Here is a 19,664-nt window from a genome sequence, read left to right on the forward strand (position 1 = left end):
AGGGGCCGTCCCGGAAGGGGCCGTCCCGGAACCGCCTGATCAGTACCCCGGGGCGAAACCCCCCGGGTACGGCACCCCGGTTCAGAACCCCCGGGGCAGCCACGGCGCCACGTCCGACGAGAACGCCGTCGACGCCTCCGCCAGCGCGCCCGGCCGCAGCTCCCGCACCCGTCCGGCGCGCGCCAGCGCCGTCAGGGACTCGCCACCCAGATACACCGAGCCCAACTCCCGTACCGACAGAGCGAGGTCGGCCGGGTCCTCGGTGCGCCGACAGGTCGCCGCGCCCTTCGCGTCGCCCGTCAGCCGCCAACGCCCCGCGTTCCAGGGGCAGAACGTGTCCTCGACCTCGAACACCACGTCCACCGGCGCCCGGTACGTCCGTGCCTCCAGCGCCGCCCCCAGCTCCACCAGCCGTACGTGGAGCGAGTCCCGGAGCCGGACGTGGCACCGCCGCACGTCCGACACCAGATGCAGCAGCGCGTCGTCCTCCGGCCGGTTCCGCGCCTCCACCGTCGACGTCAGGTCGATGTCGAAGACGAACCGCCACAGCGCCGCGTACGACGCCGGGTCCAGCGCGTCGAGATCGTTCACGATGACCGTGCCCCGGGGGCCCGCCATGTCCCAGTCGGGCTTGATGCGATACGTCACATAGCCGACGACCTCGCCGTCCAGCTCCGCCAGCACGCACTGCTGTGCGGAGGCCCCTTGACGTCCGCTCGGCGGATCGACCATCGGCTTGCGCTCCCAGCCGGGGCCGTGGGCGGGGGTGCCGGGACGACCGGGCACCAACTGCGCGTAGACGCTCTCGCACGCGGCCATCGCCTCGTCCGGCCGCGCGTGACGCAGCCGCACCGCGTCGGTGCCCTCCGGCACCGTCAGCCGCACCCGGTCCGTGTCGATCGTCAGGGACATCTGCCGGCTGGCCGCCCCGTATCCGAACCGGCCGTAGATCACGGGCTCCGACGCCGTCAGAACGGCGAACGGCTCACCCAGCGCCCGGACGTCGTCGAGCTGCCGGCGCATCATGGAGGTCAGCAGCCCGCGCCTGCGGTGCGTGGACGCGACGCTCACCATCGTCACCCCGGCGGCGGGCACCAGCGCGCCGCCCGGCACGGCCACCCGGAAGCTGAACGCCCCCGCCGTGGCGACCACGTCGGAACCGTCCCAGATGCCGAGCGACCGCTCGGGCTCGGTCAGCTGCTCATCCAGCTCACGCTGTTCCGGTGGCTCCGCGACTCCGCCGAACGCGAGTTCCAGGGACTCGAACCATTGGTTCCACTCGGAGGGGCGCAGTACGCGAAGCTCGGTCGTCATGATTCATACCTATCAGGGGCGCAGCACCTGGTCGACCCGATTTCGAACGCATTGTCACGGGGTCCCCCTGCACCGGAAGCCGTCGGGTGGATAGGGTCCCCGCAATGGCCCGTCGCGCAGGAGCAGAGACGTACCCGGCCCGATTGCGGAAATCGGTGCACCGGGCGCGCATCGCGCTGCGCAAAGCCGGGGTCGACTACTTCCGGGGCGACGGGGCCGACTGGATCGCGCTGGCCGGTCTGCTGCTCACCGTTCCGGCCATCACCTGCGCCACCCTGCTGAACCCCGTGTGGTTCTCACCGGCGGCGCTCGGCCTGCCGATCGTGGCGGGAGGTCTGCTGCTGCGCCCCGCGAGCCTGCTCGGGGTGTACGCGACCGCCGCCCTGGCCCTGATCGTGGAGTCGCTCGGACTCGGCCCGTACGAGGACGGTCCGGCCCGGGTGACGCCCGGCATCGTCCTGGTGGTCGCGGCCTGCGGCTTCTTCGGGCTGGTCCTCGCCCAGTTCCGGGCGAGGGTCGGGGTGCCGTGGCGACGCGGCAGCACCATGCTCTTCGACCTGCGTGAACGCATCCGGGTGCAGAGCGCCTTGCCCCGGCTGCCGCAGGGCTGGCACCGCGAGATGGCGCTCCGTCCGGCGGGCGGGCAGTCCTTCTCCGGCGACTTCGTCGTCGCGGCCCGTACGAACGGCGGCCGGACCCTGGAGGCCGTCCTCACCGACGTGTCCGGCAAGGGCATGGACGCGGGCTCGCGTGCCCTGCTGCTGTCCGGCGCCTTCGGCGGTCTCCTCGGCTCGCTGCCCCCGCACGGCTTCCTGCCCGCGGCCAACGGCTATCTGCTGCGCCAGGACTGGGAGGAGGGCTTCGCCACCTCGATCCATCTGGTCCTGGACCTCGAATCGGGCGACTACGAACTCTTCTCCGCGGGGCACCCGCCGGCCCTGCAACTCCACTCGGGCAGCGGCCAGTGGGAGGAGAAGGCCGCCGAGGGGCCGCTCCTCGGGGTGTACGACGGGGCGCAGTTCGACGCCGTGAAGGGCTCGCTGGCCCCCGGTGACGTGCTGATGCTGTTCACCGACGGCCTGGTGGAGGCGTCCGACCGTGACATCGCGGAGGGCATCGACCGGCTGACCGGCGAGGCCGACCGCCATGTCACGACCGGATTCGAGGGCGCGGCCTGGCATCTGATCGAGGCGTGCGCCAAGGACGTCAACGACGACCGGGCGCTGCTGCTGCTGTCGCGGACCGCCTGACCCCGCCGTCGACACCCGGTACCGGACGGACCCCGAGTCGTACGCGTACGGCACCCGAGCGGTCCGCGGCCCGCGCGACGGGCCCGGCGGGTCCGGGCACCGGCCCGGTACCCGCCGACGAACCGGCCGCCCGCCCCCGTCTCATGCCGGGACCGGGACCTCTTCGGTGCTGCCGTCGCCACGACCACCGCCGCTGCCCTGGTCCGGACCCCGGTCCCGGCCGCCCGGCAGGACGCGGGCCAGCCAGTGCGAGCGTCCGGCGGCCAGCGGCGACAGGACCGCGAGGACGAGCACGTAACCGGCGATGAACGGCGGGAGCCGTTCGTCCAGCCCCGCGCCCGCGGCCATCGTGGCGAGGATCAGGGCGAACTCGCCGCGGGCCGTCAGGGTGGTCGAGATGTTCGCCGCGGCCTGCGCGCCGAAGCCGTAGACCCGTGCCGAGACCATCCCGGAGAGCACGTTCATCACCACGGTCAGCACCACGGCGGCCAGCACCGGCCACAGCACTCCGGGCAGGTCGCCGGGGTTGATGGACAGTCCGAAGGCGAAGAAGAAGATCGCCCCGAAGGCGTCGCGCAGCGGATGGACCAGCTTGAGGATGCGCCCGCCGGACGTCGTGCTGCCGAGCATCAGACCCATCATGAACGCGCCGATCGCGTCCGCGACCCCGAACCATTCGGACACCCCGGCGACGAGCACGGCGGCACCGAGGAAGGAGATGACGAGCAACTCGTCGTCCGAGGTGTGGATGAGCTTGCTGACGAGCTTCGTGCCGAACCGGGCGGTGAGCGCCAGGAGCAGCAGGAAGCCGAACGCCTTGCCCCCGTCGAGAAGCGCGGCGGCGAGGCTGTCCGAGCGCGACAGGATCGGCTGGAGCGCGGCGAGGTAGAGGGCGAGGAAGATGTCGTCGACCACGATGATGCCGAGGATCGTCTTGGTCTCCGGGCTCCCCAGACGCTTCGTGTCGACGAGGATCTTGGTCACAATGGCCGACGAGGAGATGCCGATGACCCCGGCCATGACCAGGGCCTCCGAGGTGCCCCAGCCCAGCGCGAAGCCGAATCCGAGCCCGGCCCCCACGTTCAGGATCAGGTAGACGGAGCCCGCGACGACCATCTTGCGGCCGCCTGCCTTGAGGTCGTCGAGGTGGAATTCGAGGCCGAGGTAGAAGAGCAGCAGCACCAGGCCGAGTGCCGAGAGCATCTCCAGGTCGTGCGGGTCGGCGACCAGCACGATGCCCGGGGTGTGCGGGCCGAGCAGGATCCCGGCCAGGATGAACAGGGGAATGGTCGGCAGTCCGATGCGGCTGCCGACACGGGCGAGAACGGCGGCGGCGAGGAAGGCGCCGCCCATGGCGATGAGCGTGTCTGCGTGTCCGATGAGCCTGATCCTTCTTCGGGTCAAGAGAGCGTCAAGGATTCGTCAGTAATTAGTTTACCGAACAATTGACGTTGTAACTATGGCCCGGGCTCCCGATCGCCGACCTCGGGTTTGCCCCACCCCCGATCCGCCAGCAGCCGCCATGGTCCGCGCCTGCCCCTTGTCCGTACGTTCGAATCGCCGGCCGGAGAAGCGGCCGGTGAGCAACGGAAGGCGGACATCATGGCGCTGCGACGCACCAGGCAGGGCGCGCAGAAGCGGGACGAGCGGAACGCGTGGGACGCGCGGGGCGTGCGCACACGGAGCGGCGGCAGGGACTTCACCGACGGCACGGAGCCGGCGTACCGCACGGACCTCGCGGGCCCCTCGGGGTCCGCGGACGTCACCGACCGCTCGGACCGCACGAACCACGCGGACCGCACGGAGTTCGCGGACCGCACGGAGTTCGCGGTCGAGCTGCGCGGCGTCCGACGGCAGTACGGCCGGGGCAAGGCGGCCGTGCACGCCCTGCGGGGTGTCGACCTCGCCCTCCCGCGCTCCGGTTTCACCGCAGTCATGGGCCCCTCCGGCTCCGGGAAGTCGACCTTCCTGCAGTGCGCGGCCGGGCTCGACCGCCCCACCGCCGGCTCCGTCCGCCTCGGCGGCACCGAGATCACTGGGATGAAGGAGAACCGCCTCACCGAACTGCGACGCACCCGTCTCGGCTTCGTCTTCCAGGCGTTCAACCTGCTCCCGTCCCTGACGGTCGAGCAGAACGTCCTGCTGCCCCTGCGCCTGGCCGGACAGCGCACCGGTGGCGCCCGCAGCCGCCGCGCCGCGGCCGAGATGCTCGCCGCGGTGGGCCTCGGCGACAAGGGGGCCCGCCGCCCCGGCGAACTCTCGGGCGGCCAGCAGCAGCGCGTCGCCGTCGCCCGCGCCCTGATCACCCGCCCCGACGTGATCTTCGCGGACGAGCCGACCGGTGCACTCGACACCACCACCGCCGCCGAGATCCTCGGCCTGCTCCGGCACGCGGTGGACGTCCTCGGCGCCACCGTGGTCATGGTCACCCACGACCCGGCCGCCGCCGCCTGGGCCGACCGGGTCCTCTTCCTGGCCGACGGGTCGATCGTGGACAGTCTGCCGCGCGCCGACGCCGCACGGATCGCCGCCCGGCTGACCGCGCTGACCACGGCGACCGCGCCGGCCGCCCAGGGCGACGCCACCGCCCGCGCCGGAGCGGCGGCCTGATGTTCGTTCCACGCCTTCCCAACGGCCTCGCCCGCGCGGCCGTCCGCTTCAGGCCCGCGGCGTTCGTCGGCACGTTCGTCGCCCTCCTGCTGGCCGCCGCGATCGTCTCCGCCTGCGGCATCCTGCTGGAGACCGGCCTGCGCGCCTCCGTCCCCGCCGACCGCTACGCGAAGGCGCCCGTCGTGGTCGCCGCCGACCAGCGGGTCCACATGACGATCGGACGCGGCGAGAGCGAGGTCGACGTGGGCGCGCTCGTACCGGACACCGCACGACTCCCCGAGTCCCTGGTGGACAGGGCGGCCTCGGTCCCCGGCGCGGCCACCGCGATCGGCGACGTCGGCTACCCGGTACGCCGGGACGGCGCCCCCCTCACCGCCCACGGCTGGGGCTCCGCCGCCCTCACCGGCAACCGGCTGCTCACCGGCGAGGCACCCCGCACCGGCGAGGTCGTCGTCCCCGCCGGCACCGGGGCGCGCGTCGGCGACACCCTCGCCCTCGACACCCCCGCGGGCGCCGGGAGGTTCCGTGTCTCGGGCACCGCCGACGCCCCGGCCACCACCGAGAACGGCACCGGAACCGTCTGGTTCGGCGACCGCGAGGCCGTGAGGCTGTCCGGCCACCCCGGCCGGGTCGACGCCATCGCCGTGCTCGCCACCTCCGGCACCGACACCGCCACCCTCGCCGACCGGGTACGCGCGAGCGTCGGCCGCACCGCCGGGGCACGGGTCCACACCGGCGACGACCGCGGAGGCGTCGAGGACCTGGGCCTCGCGAACGCCGAGGAACTCCTCATCGCGCTCGGCGGCTCCTTCGGCGGCGTCGCCACCACGGTCGCCGTCTTCACCGCCGCCGGCACGGTCGCCCTCTCCGTCGGCCAGCGCAGGCGCGAATTCGCCATGCTGCGTGCCATCGGGGCCACCCCCGGCCAGCTGCGCCGCGCCATCGCCTGCGAGTCGCTGCTCATCGCGCCGCTCGCCGGAGCGCTCGGCTGCCTGCCCGGAACCGTCCTGGCCCACTGGTGGTTCGGGCAGCTCCGGGACAAGGGAGCCGTCCCCGAGGCGGTCGTCCTGCACGTGTCCTGGCTGCCGCTGTCCATCGCCACGGCCACCACCATGCTCACCGCGCTCGCCGCCGGTTACTTCGCCGCCCGCCGCCCGTCCCGGACCGAACCCGGGCTCGCCCTCGCGCAGTCCGCGGTCGAACAGCCGCCGTACGGCTGGATCCGGACCCCGCTCGGCATCGCCGCGCTCGTCGGCGGCATCGCCCTCGCCGGTGTCGCGGGGGCCGGCAGCGGCGAGGACGCGGCGAACGCCGCCCTCGGCGTCGCCATGCTCTTCATGCTCGCCGTCGGCCTGCTCGGCCCGCTGATCGCCCGGTCCTGCGCCGCCGTCATCGGCCTCCCACTGCGGGGCGCCGGCGCCTCCGGCTCGCTGGCCGCCGCCAACTCCCGTACGAACTCCCGGCGGCTGGCCTCCGCGATCACCCCGATCGTGCTCGCCATGGCCTTCTCCTCCACGCTCGTGTTCATGCACACCAGCGAGGAGCGGGTGATCGCGCACCAGCAGCGCGACGCGGTCATCGCCGACCACGTCGTCACCGCCCCCGGGGGACTCGCCTCCGACGCCACCGGACGCGCCGCCGCCACCCCCGGGGTCTCCACCGCCGTCGGCCTGCTCCGCACCTCCGTCCTGGTGACCGTCGGCTCGGGCGACGAGCGCATGATGCGCAACGCCCCCGCACAGGGCGTCATCGGCAACGGCGACGCACTGACCGAGGTCCAGGACCTCGACGTCCGGACCGGCTCGCTCGACGGCCTGCGCCCCGGCACCGTGGCCATCGACACCACCCTCGCCGACTCCGCGGGCCGGACGACGGGCGACCGCCTCGAACTGCGCCTCCCGGACGGCACCCGGGCGTCCCCGGAGATCGTCGCCGTCTACGGCCGCGGCCTGGGCACCGGCCTCGTCACACTCCCCGCCGCCGACCTCGAAACCCGCGTCACCGCGCCGTACGCCTCCGAGCTGCTGGTGAGGGCCACCCCCGCGGCAGCGCGGAAGCTCGCCGCGCTCGGCACCGTCACCGACGCCTCCGGCTACGCCGCCGCGCGGGACCGCGACCGCGAGTTCAACGCCTGGGCCAACACCGTCATGGCCGCGGTCCTCGGCGGATTCGCCGCCGTCGCCGCCGTCAACACCCTGGTGATGACCGTGCTCGACCGCCGCCGCGAACTGACCCTGCTCCGCCTCGTCGGCTCCACCCGCCGCCAGATCATGGGCATGATCCGCTGGGAGGCGCTGCTCGTCACCGTGGCCGGGGCCGGGCTCGGCACCGCCATCGCACTGGCCACGCTGAATCCGATGATGAAGGGGCTGACCGGTGAACCCCCGTACATCCCACCGGTGTTGTACGGGACCTTCGTCGCCGTGACCCTCGGGCTCGGGCTCGCCGCCGCGACGATCCCGGCCCGGGCGGCCCTGCGCGGGGCGGCCGCCCGTCCCTAGGGGCTGTCCTCGGGCTCTGTCCTAGAGTCGGGTCATGACCACGCCACGCAGAAACCTGGACCTGGCCGAAGTCGAGGCGATCGCCCGCGCCGCCCATCGCACGCAGACGGACAAGGCCGGACGCCCGTACGCGGAACACCTCCACGCCGTCGCCGAGGGGGTCCGGGCCAGGGGCGGAACCGACGAACAGATCGCCGCCGCCTGGCTGCACGACGCCGTCGAGGACGAGGTCCTGTCGGAGGAATGGCTGGCCGGGGCCGCACTTCCGCAGCAGGTCAAGGACATGGTCCTCGCCGTCACCAAGCGCGACGGCGAGGACCTCGGCGCGTACGCCCGGCGCATTCTCGACACCCCGGGCGCCCTGCTGATCAAGGAGTCCGACCTGGCGCACAACGCGGATCCGGCCCGCCTCGCCGTACTGGAACCGGCGACCCGTACCCGGCTGACCGAGAAGTATGCACACGTCCGGCGACTGCTCGGCCTCACCTCGGGCGAATCGCCCACCATCCAATGAATTCAAGCCAACATGGCGAGGACTGATCCCGGAGAAGGGGCCGATCCCGCGAGCGACCGACCCCGGCACAGAACCGATCGCTGACGGTGAACCGGTCCGGGGCAAGGCGTCCGCCCCGGGACCGGTCCGTACCGCATCAGCGTCCGGCGCCGCCCCGCCGGAACGCCCACTCCATCTCCGGCTCGGTCACCGGGCGCAGCAGCCGCCGCACCGGAGGCGTGCACATCAGCGTCACCGCACCGGCCGCCGCCACGGAGACGAGCACGAGCCCGGCGGGCGACGACAGCCAGTCGTAGGCGTCGAACAGCCCGGCGTATCCCGCGCCCTTGACCAGGAAACCGTGCAGCAGATAGCCGCAGATGGTCCCGGCGCCCAGCACCGTGAACCATGTGCGGCGGCGCGGCACCAGGGACAGGAAGGCGACGGTGAGCAGCAGCGCACAGCCGAACATGAGCAGGGTCATCACGGCGCCCGACCACCACGGAGCGCCCATCTCCTGCGCGCTGTTGCTGCGGTAGAACCAGCCCAGCTGCATCCGCGGCGCCGCCCAGTACGCGAACACCGCGGCCGCGGCGAACACGGCCGGGGCGAGCATCCGCACTTCGCGCCGGCGCACCAGGTCGAAGTGCTCGGGCCTCAGCCGGAGACCGAGCACGAAGAACGGCAGGAACTGGAGCACGCGTTGGAGGTCGAGATCGTCGCCGATGGTCGGTGAGAAGGAGGCGAGCACAGCGACGACGAGCGCCACCGGAAGCGGATGGCGCAGCGCCTGCCACAGCGGTGTGGTGAGGCGCCAGACGAACAGGGCGACCAGGAACCAGGTGAGGTACCAGGGGTCGACCAGGCTGATCGGATGATCGGGAGTGTCGTCCGCGTATCGCTTGAACAGTGAATACGCCGTCTCGAACACCACATACGGCACGGCGACTCCGGTGACCAGACGCTTCACCTTGGCGGCCGACATGTCGAACGAGCGGGAGAAATATCCGGAGACGACGATGAACGCCGGCATGTGAAAGGTGTACGCGACCATGTACAGCGCGCGGGCGGTCCGGCTTCCCTCCATCACCGGTTCCCACGCGTGTGCCATCGCCACGAGCACGATGGCGAGGTATTTGACGTTGTCGAAGTAGGGATCCCGCTTCTTCGTCGGAGCCGCCGCCGGATTCCCGCGCGAGGCCGTCGCGGGATCGGCCGTCGACGTACCGGCCGCTGTCGCAGAGGAAATCGGCCCTTGGTGTCTGGGCTCCGACTCCCGGGTCGCCGATGGGAGCGGGGCCCTCTGAAATACGTTCGGAGCTTGGAACATCCAAAGCACCATAGACGCCCCGATCGCAATTCGTAAAACCGCCTGCTGGAATTACATGTCCGCGTCCATTCACTGGCGAAACCGCGGAGTACTGTCTGATATGCCCGCATTTATCCCCCTTGAACGGGGCATATCGAAGACTCTTTGGCGGGGGGAATTTCGCGGTGCGCGAATCTGAGAATTGCATGTGAATGAAGTGTGCGGATGCGGAAACCGTTATGTTCATGCGCTGTTGTGATTTCCCGACTCGTGGGTGATTCGTCACACAGGCGATTCGGTACGCAGACGATTCGGCGCACAGGTGATTCACAGGGGTGCGGGCTCGTGGCCGGATCGCCGTGGTGCGGGGCCCGTGCAGTTGTGCACCAGGGCGTCGTCAAAGGCGGTCCCGTAATCCCTGACGGGCGCACGACGACAGCTGCGACACCTCGTCGCGTTGTCGGAACGTCCGGATGTGTCCAGTATGCGGACGTCCCTCCGTCGTGCGATGCCATCGCATCCGACGCCGTGCGCTGATCCACCAGGGGCCGCGGGGCAGCCCTTGAGGGGCGCACGTGAGGGCGCGCGGGGCGCAAGGATGGCGTGATCCTGTCAGTGCGATCCGTCACTCGGCGGCGGCCGGAGGGGAGTTGATGGCACGATGGACGGATCGGAGGGGTGCTCGGCCGCACGCCTCCGGGCCGGCAAGGCGGACCGACCGAGGGTGTGATCAGTTGTGGCCATTTCGCTGTCTGTGGTGCTGATGTTGGCGATCATCCTGGTGGTCATGATCCGAGGCGGATCCATCAAGGCCGGCCCCGCGGTCGTCGCCGCCCTCTTCGGCTTCTTCCTCGCCTCGACCGGCTTGGCGCCGACGATCCAGCGCTTCATGGACTCGATAGCGCACACCATCAACCAGATCAGCTTCTGACCCCGCCCCGGCCGGCGTCCCGGCCCCGAGGGCAACCGCGGGCGCGGACGGTCCGACGCAAAGGGCCCGGCCCGACGAGATCTCGTCGGGCCGGGCCCTGGCGTGGAGCGGGCGACGGGAATCGAACCCGCGTAGCTAGTTTGGAAGACTAGGGCTCTACCATTGAGCTACGCCCGCATACGTCGCACCGCTGGTCCGGCGACCGGCGGCACGAGAAGCATCGTAGCGGGTCGTGGGTGCTGCCCGCACACCTGATGGCCGCTCCTCCGGTCGTCGCGTCCGGAACGCGACCCGCGCGAGCCGCCCGTTGCGAGCCGCCCGCGCAAAGCGGCCGATGCATCGCCTGTCTGCATGTACCCTACGTGTCGCACCGACGGGGTGTGGCGCAGCTTGGTAGCGCGTCCGCTTTGGGAGCGGAAGGTCGTCGGTTCGAATCCGGCCACCCCGACCACCGGCACGTACACGGACCACCCGGCACGATCACGGAACCACCGGCAGGACCGGCCGGGATCGCCCCGGCGGGATCGCGGAAGCACCGGCGAGAGCGCATTGTGGGAGTCCGTCTCCTTGCCGTTACTATGCAAAATGCGTGCCCGTGTGTCTGATGTACCGGGCTCGGTCCGCGAAGCCGCCTCCCGTGCGGCGGAGCAGAACCCCAAGAAGTCAGCCACAAGGAGACCGAACCGTGAAGAGCGCCGTGGAGACCCTGAACCCGACCCGGGTTCGGCTCACTGTCGAGGTGCCCTTCGAGGAGCTCAAGGACAGCCTCGACGCGGCGTACAAGAAGATCAACCAGCAGGTCACGGTGAAGGGCTTCCGCAAGGGCAAGATCCCCGCGCGGGTCATCGACCAGCGGTTCGGCCGCGGCGCGGTGCTGGAGGAGGCCGTCAACGACGCGCTCCCGAAGTTCTACACCGAGGCCGTCAACGAGGGTGAGCTCAACGTCCTCGGCCAGCCCGAGGTCGACATCACCGAGCTGAAGGACGGCGAGCTGCTGGCCTTCACCGCCGAGGTTGACGTACGCCCCGAGATCGAGATCCCGGACTACTCCGGCATCGAGGTCACCGTCGACGCCGTCACGGTCGGCGACGAGGACGTCGAGAAGGCCGTGGAGCAGCTCCGCGAGCGCTTCGCCTCCACCAGCCCGGTCGAGCGCGCCGCCGCCGAGGGCGACGTCGTGACGGTCGACCTGCAGGCGAAGGTCGACGGCGAGGTCCTGGAGGACGGCATCGCCGAGGGTGTTTCGTACACCATCGGTTCCGGTGAGCTCCTCGACGGCATCGACGCCGCCGTCACCGGCCTGGAGGCGGGTGGCGAGGCCACCTTCACCTCCGAGCTGAAGGGTGGCTCGGCCGCCGGCAAGGAGGCCGAGGTCACCGTCAAGGTCACCGCCGTCGCGGCCCGTGAGCTTCCCGAGCTGGACGACGAGTTCGCCCAGATGGCGAGCGAGTTCGACACCCTCGACGAGCTGAAGGCGGACAGCCGCAAGCGCCTTGAGGAGAGCCGCCAGTACGAGCAGGCCACCCAGGCCCAGGAGCGCGTCCTGGACGCCCTGCTGGAGCTGGCCGAGGTCCCGATCCCGGAGAAGCTCCTCGCGGACGAGGTCCAGACCCGTCGGCACAACCTGGAGCACCACCAGCTCGGTCAGATGGGCCTGACCCTCGACAAGTACCTGGAGATCCAGGGCAAGACGGTCGAGGAGTTCGAGACCGAGACCTCCGAGCAGGCGGTCAAGGGCATCAAGACCCAGTTCCTCCTGGACGAGATCGTCAACAAGGAGAAGCTGAACGTCGACCAGGAGGAGCTCACCGAGCACCTCATGCGCCGTGCCGCCTCCTCCGGCATGAGCCCCGACCAGTTCGCCAAGGCGGTCGTCGAGGGCGGCCAGGTGCCGATGCTCGTCGGCGAGGTCGCCCGCGGCAAGGCGCTGGCCGTGGTCGTCGAGGCCGCCAAGGTCGTCGACACCAACGGCGAGACCGTCGACCTGGAGGACGAGGAGGAGGCCATCGAGACGGTCGAGGCCGCCGACGGCTCCGCCGAGGCCGTCGCCGAGGCAGCCACCGACGCCGCCGAGAAGGCGGAGGAGAAGACCGAGGCCGCCGCGGAGAAGAACGAGGCCTGAGCCTCGCACGATCCGTACGACGGGCTCCGGACGCTGTGCGTCCGGAGCCCGTCGACTTGGACCGGCGGACCACCGGTCGAGGCCGCCGGCGGCAGGCGCGCGATGGCCCACAACCCTTGTGCGGACTGCGGAGCTTGCGCTCCCAGCGAACAGTTGCGGAAGCGGGATGGCGTTGTCCCACCTGCGCGTTAGGGTCCATGAATAGGAAGGGCAGGGGAGTCCCCGCCCACCCGGTACGAAGACGCTGAGACGGCCGGAGCCGTCAGAGACGAGCAGGTGGACACGTGACGAATCTGATGCCTTACGCCGCCGGAGAGCCGTCCCTCGGTGGAGGACTCGGCGACCAGGTCTACAGCCGGCTGCTCGGCGAACGCATCATCTTCCTCGGCCAGCAGGTCGACGACGAGATCGCCAACAAGATCACCGCGCAGCTGCTTCTTCTCGCCGCCGAGCCGGACAAGGACATCTACCTCTACATCAACAGCCCCGGCGGCTCGGTGACGGCCGGCATGGCGGTCTACGACACCATGCAGTACATCCCGAACGACGTGGTCACCATCGGCATGGGCATGGCGGCCTCGATGGGCCAGTTCCTGCTGACCGGCGGTACCGCGGGCAAGCGCTTCGCGCTCCCGAACACCGACATCCTCATGCACCAGGGTTCGGCCGGCATCGGCGGTACGGCCTCCGACATCAAGATCCAGGCCCAGTACCTGCTGCGTACCAAGCAGCGGATGGCGGAGATCACCGCCCGACACTCCGGCCAGACGGTCGAGACGATCATCCGCGACGGCGACCGCGACCGCTGGTACACCGCGGAGGAGGCCAAGGAGTACGGCCTCATCGACGAGATCATCTCGTTCGCATCGGGCGTTCCGGGCGGCGGCGGCACCGGCGCCTGATCCGGCACCCACCGGATCGGCTCCGCGCCGCGCGCACCTCTCGTACGCCGAGACACCCAGCCACAGAACGCCACCAGGATGGTGAACACCCACATGAACAACTTCCCCGGCGCCTCCGCGAGCGGCCTCTACACCGGCCCGCAGGTGGACAACCGCTACATCGTCCCGCGCTTCGTGGAGCGCACCTCGCAGGGCGTGCGCGAGTACGACCCGTACGCGAAGCTCTTCGAGGAGCGCGTGATCTTCCTCGGCGTGCAGATCGACGACGCCTCGGCCAACGACGTCATGGCCCAGCTGCTGTGCCTGGAGTCGATGGACCCGGACCGTGACATCTCCGTCTACATCAACAGCCCCGGCGGCTCGTTCACCGCGCTCACCGCGATCTACGACACGATGCAGTTCGTGAAGCCGGACATCCAGACCGTCTGCATGGGCCAGGCCGCCTCGGCCGCGGCCGTCCTGCTCGCCGCGGGCACGCCCGGCAAGCGGATGGCCCTGCCCAACGCGCGGGTGCTGATCCACCAGCCTTCCTCGCAGACCGGCCGTGAGCAGCTCTCCGACCTGGAGATCGCGGCCAACGAGATCCTGCGGATGCGCACCCAGCTGGAGGAGCTGCTGGCCAAGCACTCCACCACGCCGCTGGAGAAGATCCGCGACGACATCGAGCGCGACAAGATCCTGACCGCCGAGGACGCCCTCGCCTACGGTCTGATCGACCAGATCGTCTCGACCCGCAAGAGCACGGCCGGAGCGGCCGCCTGACGTCGGCCTTCAGCCCTTGGCGCGGCGGATTCGGGCGGTTTGAGGACGCTTGGACCGCGCGAACCGCGTGAACCGCGCCAAGGGGGGCCCGAACGGGGGGCAAGGCAAGGTACCGTCGGATAGAGGCACCAGGAGCCGCTGAACCAAGCTGCTCCCAGGCGAAGGGGAAGCACCTCGTGGCACGCATCGGTGATGGCGGCGATCTGCTCAAGTGCTCGTTCTGCGGAAAGAGCCAGAAGCAGGTGAAGAAGCTCATCGCGGGACCCGGTGTGTACATCTGCGACGAGTGCATCGATCTCTGCAACGAGATCATCGAGGAGGAGCTCGCGGAGACCTCCGAGGTGCGGTGGGAGGAACTCCCCAAGCCGCGCGAGATCTACGAGTTCCTCGAGGGGTACGTCGTCGGGCAGGAGCCCGCGAAGAAGGCCCTCTCGGTCGCTGTGTACAACCACTACAAGCGGGTCCAGGCGGGCGAGAACGGCGGCGCGCAGGGCCGTGACGACGCCATCGAGCTGGCCAAGTCCAACATCCTTCTGCTGGGCCCCACGGGCTCCGGGAAGACGCTGCTCGCGCAGACCCTGGCCCGCATGCTCAACGTCCCGTTCGCCATCGCCGACGCGACGGCGCTGACGGAGGCCGGCTACGTCGGCGAGGACGTCGAGAACATCCTGCTCAAGCTGATCCAGGCGGCGGACTACGACGTCAAGAAGGCCGAGACCGGGATCATCTACATCGACGAGATCGACAAGGTCGCCCGCAAGAGCGAGAACCCGTCGATCACCCGTGACGTCTCCGGTGAGGGCGTCCAGCAGGCCCTGCTGAAGATCCTGGAGGGCACCACCGCCTCCGTCCCGCCGCAGGGCGGCCGGAAGCACCCGCACCAGGAGTTCATCCAGATCGACACGACGAACGTGCTGTTCATCGTGGGCGGTGCCTTCTCCGGGCTGGAGAGGATCATCGAGTCGCGCGCCGGCGCCAAGGGCATCGGCTTCGGTGCGACGATCCGCTCCAAGCGCGAGATCGAGGCGAGCGACCAGTTCCAGGAGGTCATGCCGGAGGATCTGGTGAAGTTCGGGATGATCCCGGAGTTCATCGGCCGTCTCCCCGTCCTCACCTCGGTCCACAACCTGGACCGCGAGGCGCTGCTCAAGATCCTGGTCGAGCCGCGTAACGCCCTGGTGAAGCAGTACCAACGTCTCTTCGAACTCGACGGTGTGGAGCTGGACTTCGACCGCCCGGCCCTGGAGGCCATCGCCGACCAGGCGATCCTGCGCGGCACGGGCGCGCGTGGCCTGCGGGCCATCATGGAGGAGGTCCTCCAGTCCGTGATGTACGAGGTGCCGTCCCGCAAGGACGTCGCCCGCGTCGTCGTCACCGCGGACGTCGTCCGCGACAACGTGAACCCGACGCTGGTCCCGCGCGAGCCGCGCACGATCGGCAAGAACGACGGCGGCCGCCACGAGAAGTCCGCGTAGCGGCCCGCATACCCGAGGGGCGCCCGGCAGGTCCGTCTGCAGGGCGCCCCTCGTGGTGTTTGGTGCGGTCAGAGCTTGGTGCGGGACGTGTTGTAGAGCTTGGCGGTCAGGGCCGCCAGCGAGTCCTGGGGCATGCCCTTGCCGGCCATGGCGAGCTTCAGGTCGATGCCGACGACGGTGCCGACCGTGCTGTAGTCGGCCCAGACGCAGATCGGGACCGTGAACTCCTTGGGGCCGTTCTGGGGAGTGCCGTCGCCCTTCTTGTTGGTCACCTTCATGTCCTGGCACTTCATCAGCGCGCCCTCGAAGCCGGCCGGGGTGACCGCTCTGGGGCTGCCGTCGAGCGTGGCCTCCATGTCCTTGTCGTCCTTCTTGTACAGCGACTGGGCGTCGCCGAAGGCGCTGTTGATGACCTTCGCGGGGTCGGTGACCTCACCCCAGATGCCCGAGAAGGTCAGGGACTTCATGTTCGTCAGGTCGGTCTCGGAACCGGACTGGTACGAAGTGCCGACCCCCTGGGGGTTCTTGATGCCCAGACCGTCGGCCTTGGTCTTGGCCTCGCCGGTCAGCGGGCCCTCGGACTGTCCCGACTGGGACGGGGCCTTCTTGTAGTCGTCCACCGACTCCGCCGGTGTGATCTTGTACCCCTTGGTGGAGTCCGCGACATCGCTGTTGCTCGCGCCGCCGCTGCCCGACAGCGCGAAGTACACCCCGCCGCCGATGACCGCGAGTGCCAGCACGATGCCACCGACGACCAGACCCGTCTTCTTCTTCGGCTGGGGCGGCGGTACCGGCATCTGGCCCCCGTACGGGGCCTGGCCGTACGGGGGAGTGGGCGGCTGCTGGCCGTAGGGGCCGGGCTGCTGGGGCTGCGGGTGGCCGTAGCCCGGCTGGGGCTGCTGCGGGGGGACGCCCTGCGGGCCCGGGGCCTGCTGCGGGTAGCCGTAACCGGGCTGGCCCTGCGGGGGCTGCCCGTACGGACCCGGCTGCTGGCCGTACGGTCCGGGCTGGCCCTGCGGCGGCTGGGCCCCGTAGGGGTTGGGCTGACCCTGCGGAGGCTGCTGGCCGTACGGTCCGGGCTGGTTGTGGCTCATGTGCGGTGTCCCCTGTTCGGAAGTGCTCACCGGAGGTTTGTGACTGCTTATGTGTTCCGAACATCCTGACGGAAAGGGCGCTCGTATGGGCGATCGGGTGGTACACCGTTACCGAACAAACCGGTTTCGGCGCACGACTGTGACAGCCGTAAACTGTCCCCCGTGACCGAGAACACTCAGCAGACGCCAGCCAGCAACCCCGAACTGCCGACCCAGTACGCACCGGCCGAGGTAGAGGGGAAGCTGTACGAGCGCTGGGTAGAACGGGGTTACTTCGAGGCGGACGCGAAGAGCGACAAGCCGCCGTACGCGGTCGTCATCCCGCCGCCGAACGTCACGGGCAGCCTCCACCTGGGCCACGCCTTCGAGCACACGCTCATCGACGCCCTCACGCGCCGCAAGCGCATGCAGGGCCACGAGACCCTGTGGCAGCCGGGCATGGACCACGCCGGCATCGCCACCCAGAACGTCGTCGAGCGCGAGCTGGGCAAGGAGGGCAAGTCCCGCCACGACCTCGGCCGCGAGGCCTTCGTCGAGCGCGTCTGGAAGTGGAAGAACGAGTCCGGCGGACAGATCTCCGGCCAGATGCGCCGTCTGGGTGACGGCGTCGCCTGGTCCCGCGAGCGCTTCACCATGGACGAGGGTCTGTCCCAGGCCGTCCAGACCATCTTCAAGCGGCTCTACGACGACGAGCTGATCTACCGCGCCGAGCGCATCATCAACTGGTGCCCCCGCTGTCTGACCGCCATCTCCGACATCGAGGTCGAGTACCAGGACGACGACGGCGAGCTCGTCTCCATGAAGTACGGCGACGGCGAGGACGCCATCGTCGTCGCCACCACCCGCGCCGAGACCATGCTCGGTGACACGGCCGTCGCCGTCCACCCCGAGGACGAACGCTACCGGCACCTGATCGGCAAGCTCATCAAGCTGCCGCTGACCGACCGTTCCATCCCGGTCGTCGCGGACGAGCACGTCGACCCCGAGTTCGGCACCGGCGCCGTCAAGGTCACCCCGGCCCACGACCCGAACGACTTCGAGATCGGTCAGCGCCACGACCTGCCGTCCATCTCCGTGATGGACGAGCACGCCATCATCACCATCCCCGGCCCCTTCCAGGGCCTGGACCGTCTGGAGGCCCGCTCGGCGATCGTCGGCGCCCTGCGCGCCGAGGGCCGGATCGTCGCCGAGAAGCGGCCGTACGTCCACTCCGTCGGCCACTGCTCGCGCTGCAAGACCACCATCGAGCCCCGCCTGTCCATGCAGTGGTGGGTCAAGGTCGGCCCGCTCGCCAAGGCCGCCGGCGACGCGGTCCGCGACGGCAAGGTCGCGATCCATCCGCAGGAGATGGAGAAGCGGTACTTCGACTGGGTCGACAACCTCCACGACTGGTGCATCTCGCGGCAGTTGTGGTGGGGTCACCGCATCCCCGTCTGGTACGGCCCGAACGGCGAGGTCGTCTGCGTCGGACCGGACGACGAGATCCCCACGGGTGAGGGCTGGACGCAGGACAGCGATGTCCTGGACACCTGGTTCTCCTCCGGCCTCTGGCCGTTCTCCACGCTCGGCTGGCCGGAGAAGACCGACAGCCTCGCGAAGTTCTACCCGAACTCCGTCCTGGTCACCGGCTACGACATCCTCTTCTTCTGGGTCGCCCGGATGATGATGTTCGGCCTGTACGTCAACGACGGCGTCCCGCCCTTCCGCACCGTCGTCCTGCACGGCATGGTCCGCGACGAGTTCGGCAAGAAGATGTCGAAGTCCTTCGGTAACGCGGTCAACCCGCTGGACTGGATGGACAAGTACGGCTCCGACGCGCTGCGCTTCACCCTGGCGCGCGGTGCCAACCCCGGCGTCGACGTCCCGATCGGCGAGGACTGGGTCCAGGGTTCGCGCAACTTCGCCAACAAGATCTGGAACGCCACGCGCTTCGCGCTGATGAACGGCGCCACGGTCGAGGGCGAACTGCCGCCCGTCGAGCAGCTGTCGGTGACCGACCGCTGGATCCTGTCGCGCCTCGACAAGACCGTCGCCGAGGTCGACGCGTACTACGAGGACTTCCAGTTCGCCAAGCTCAGCGAGGCGCTCTACCACTTCGCGTGGGACGAGGTCTTCGACTGGTACGTCGAGCTGTCCAAGACCACGTTCTTCGCGGGCGGCGAGCAGGCGAAGGTCTCCGGCCGGGTCCTCGGTGAGGTCCTCGACGTGATGCTGCGCCTGCTGCACCCGGTCGTCCCGTTCGTCACCGAGACGCTGTGGACCACGCTCACCGGCAAGGAATCCGTGGTCGTCGCCGACTGGCCGAAGGACCGCGGCTTCCGCGACGAAGCGGCCGAGCGGGAGATCGCGCTCGTCCAGCAGGTCGTCACCGAGGTCCGTCGATTCCGCTCCGACCAGGGCCTCCAGCCCGGTCAGAAGGTCCCGGCCGAACTCACCCTCGACGGTACGGCGCTCGCTCCGCACGAGGCGGCCATCCGCCAGCTGCTGCGCCTCCAGCCCGCCGGTGACGGTTTCCACGCCACCGCGTCGCTGCCTGTTGCCGGCGCCACGGTCGCCCTCGACCTGTCGGGCACCATCGACGTCGAGGCCGAGCGCAAGCGCCTGACGAAGGACCTGGGCGCCGCCGAGAAGGAGAAGGCCCAGGCCAACGGCAAGCTGGCCAACGAGGCGTTCCTCGCCAAGGCCCCGGACAACGTGGTCGACAAGATCCGCGGCCGTCTCGCCAAGGCCGAGGCGGACATCGAGCGGATCACCGCCCAGCTGGCGAACCTGCCGCAGGGCTGAGCGGAGTCCTGGCGAAGCCCCCGTACCCCCGCCGAGCCGCGGGAGGGCGGGGGCTTCGCCGTTCCCCGCGTACGAGGGGAACGCGGGAGCCCGTCGGCGGCCGTCGGACGTCGAACG

Annotated in this window: 14 protein-coding genes and 2 tRNA genes; 11 read left to right on the forward strand and 5 right to left on the reverse strand. The window is 70.2% G+C overall.

All coding sequences use genetic code 11. From position 1 onward, the window contains the following. Positions 1–81 precede the first annotated feature (81 nt). Positions 82–1,314 carry a GNAT family N-acetyltransferase gene (locus tag ACFYY6_RS19935; protein WP_351522544.1) on the reverse strand — a complete coding sequence of 411 codons (1,233 nt, stop codon included), beginning with the start codon at positions 1,312–1,314 and terminating at the stop codon, positions 82–84. Between the two features lie 104 nt (positions 1,315–1,418). Here ACFYY6_RS19935 and ACFYY6_RS19940 point away from each other — a divergent pair, with 104 nt between their 5' ends. Further along, positions 1,419–2,564 (forward strand): PP2C family protein-serine/threonine phosphatase, encoded by a 1,146-nt coding sequence (locus ACFYY6_RS19940; RefSeq protein ID WP_351626519.1) that lies wholly within the window; start codon positions 1,419–1,421, stop codon positions 2,562–2,564. A 141-nt stretch (positions 2,565–2,705) separates the two neighbouring features. Here the strand turns inward: ACFYY6_RS19940 and ACFYY6_RS19945 are convergent, their stop codons facing one another. Further along, positions 2,706–3,917, reverse strand: coding sequence for a cation:proton antiporter (locus tag ACFYY6_RS19945; protein WP_351522546.1), 1,212 nt, complete (start codon positions 3,915–3,917; stop codon positions 2,706–2,708). A 249-nt stretch (positions 3,918–4,166) separates the two neighbouring features. Here ACFYY6_RS19945 and ACFYY6_RS19950 point away from each other — a divergent pair, with 249 nt between their 5' ends. From ACFYY6_RS19950 to ACFYY6_RS19960, 3 genes are read left to right on the forward strand one after another with little or no spacing between them, the layout of a single operon-like run. Then, positions 4,167–5,174, forward strand: a complete 1,008-nt coding sequence (locus ACFYY6_RS19950; protein ID WP_389194420.1) for an ABC transporter ATP-binding protein — start codon at positions 4,167–4,169, stop codon at positions 5,172–5,174. Next, on the forward strand, positions 5,174–7,675 hold the full coding sequence (locus tag ACFYY6_RS19955) for an FtsX-like permease family protein (protein WP_389194423.1): 2,502 nt from the start codon (positions 5,174–5,176) through the stop codon (positions 7,673–7,675). Before ACFYY6_RS19950 ends, ACFYY6_RS19955 begins: the two co-directional genes overlap by 1 nt. A gap of 34 nt (positions 7,676–7,709) precedes the next feature. Continuing rightward, the gene (locus tag ACFYY6_RS19960) at positions 7,710–8,189 is read left to right on the forward strand and encodes an HD domain-containing protein (RefSeq protein ID WP_351522550.1); all 480 of its coding nucleotides are present in this window, start codon (positions 7,710–7,712) and stop codon (positions 8,187–8,189) included. Positions 8,190–8,325: 136 nt separating this feature from the next. Here the strand turns inward: ACFYY6_RS19960 and ACFYY6_RS19965 are convergent, their stop codons facing one another. After that, entirely contained in the window at positions 8,326–9,498 is a 1,173-nt protein-coding gene (locus tag ACFYY6_RS19965; RefSeq protein ID WP_351626530.1) for an acyltransferase family protein, read from the reverse strand. 715 nt (positions 9,499–10,213) lie between these two features. On the opposite strand from ACFYY6_RS19965, the gene ACFYY6_RS19970 reads away from it, so the two are divergent. Next, the gene (locus tag ACFYY6_RS19970; RefSeq protein WP_351522554.1) at positions 10,214–10,408 is read left to right on the forward strand and encodes a hypothetical protein; all 195 of its coding nucleotides are present in this window, start codon (positions 10,214–10,216) and stop codon (positions 10,406–10,408) included. Between the two features lie 103 nt (positions 10,409–10,511). On the opposite strand, the gene ACFYY6_RS19975 is transcribed toward ACFYY6_RS19970, so the two are convergent. Further along, positions 10,512–10,585 (reverse strand) — tRNA-Gly (locus ACFYY6_RS19975). A 197-nt stretch (positions 10,586–10,782) separates the two neighbouring features. Here ACFYY6_RS19975 and ACFYY6_RS19980 point away from each other — a divergent pair. From ACFYY6_RS19980 to clpX, 5 genes are all read left to right on the forward strand, one after another. Beyond that, positions 10,783–10,859, forward strand: a tRNA-Pro gene (locus ACFYY6_RS19980). Between the two features lie 234 nt (positions 10,860–11,093). Then, positions 11,094–12,530 carry a trigger factor gene (gene tig, locus ACFYY6_RS19985; protein ID WP_351522555.1) on the forward strand — a complete coding sequence of 479 codons (1,437 nt, stop codon included), beginning with the start codon at positions 11,094–11,096 and terminating at the stop codon, positions 12,528–12,530. A gap of 296 nt (positions 12,531–12,826) precedes the next feature. Next, positions 12,827–13,432, forward strand: a complete 606-nt coding sequence (locus tag ACFYY6_RS19990) for an ATP-dependent Clp protease proteolytic subunit (protein WP_199883178.1) — start codon at positions 12,827–12,829, stop codon at positions 13,430–13,432. A 78-nt stretch (positions 13,433–13,510) separates the two neighbouring features. Further along, a complete protein-coding gene (locus tag ACFYY6_RS19995; protein ID WP_351522557.1) occupies positions 13,511–14,194 on the forward strand; it encodes an ATP-dependent Clp protease proteolytic subunit in 684 nt (227 codons plus the stop codon). Between the two features lie 176 nt (positions 14,195–14,370). Beyond that, positions 14,371–15,669: an ATP-dependent Clp protease ATP-binding subunit ClpX gene (gene clpX, locus ACFYY6_RS20000; RefSeq protein WP_351522558.1), complete on the forward strand. Its 1,299-nt coding sequence runs from the start codon at positions 14,371–14,373 to the stop codon at positions 15,667–15,669. A gap of 68 nt (positions 15,670–15,737) precedes the next feature. Here the strand turns inward: clpX and ACFYY6_RS20005 are convergent, their stop codons facing one another. Next, positions 15,738–16,763, reverse strand: a complete 1,026-nt coding sequence (locus tag ACFYY6_RS20005; RefSeq protein ID WP_389194499.1) for a hypothetical protein — start codon at positions 16,761–16,763, stop codon at positions 15,738–15,740. A gap of 162 nt (positions 16,764–16,925) precedes the next feature. Here ACFYY6_RS20005 and ACFYY6_RS20010 point away from each other — a divergent pair, with 162 nt between their 5' ends. Next, positions 16,926–19,547 (forward strand): valine--tRNA ligase, encoded by a 2,622-nt coding sequence (locus ACFYY6_RS20010; RefSeq protein ID WP_351522559.1) that lies wholly within the window; start codon positions 16,926–16,928, stop codon positions 19,545–19,547. Positions 19,548–19,664: the final 117 nt, after the last annotated feature.

Source organism: Streptomyces sp. NPDC001750, assembly GCF_042892615.1.
GTDB lineage: Bacteria > Actinomycetota > Actinomycetes > Streptomycetales > Streptomycetaceae > Streptomyces.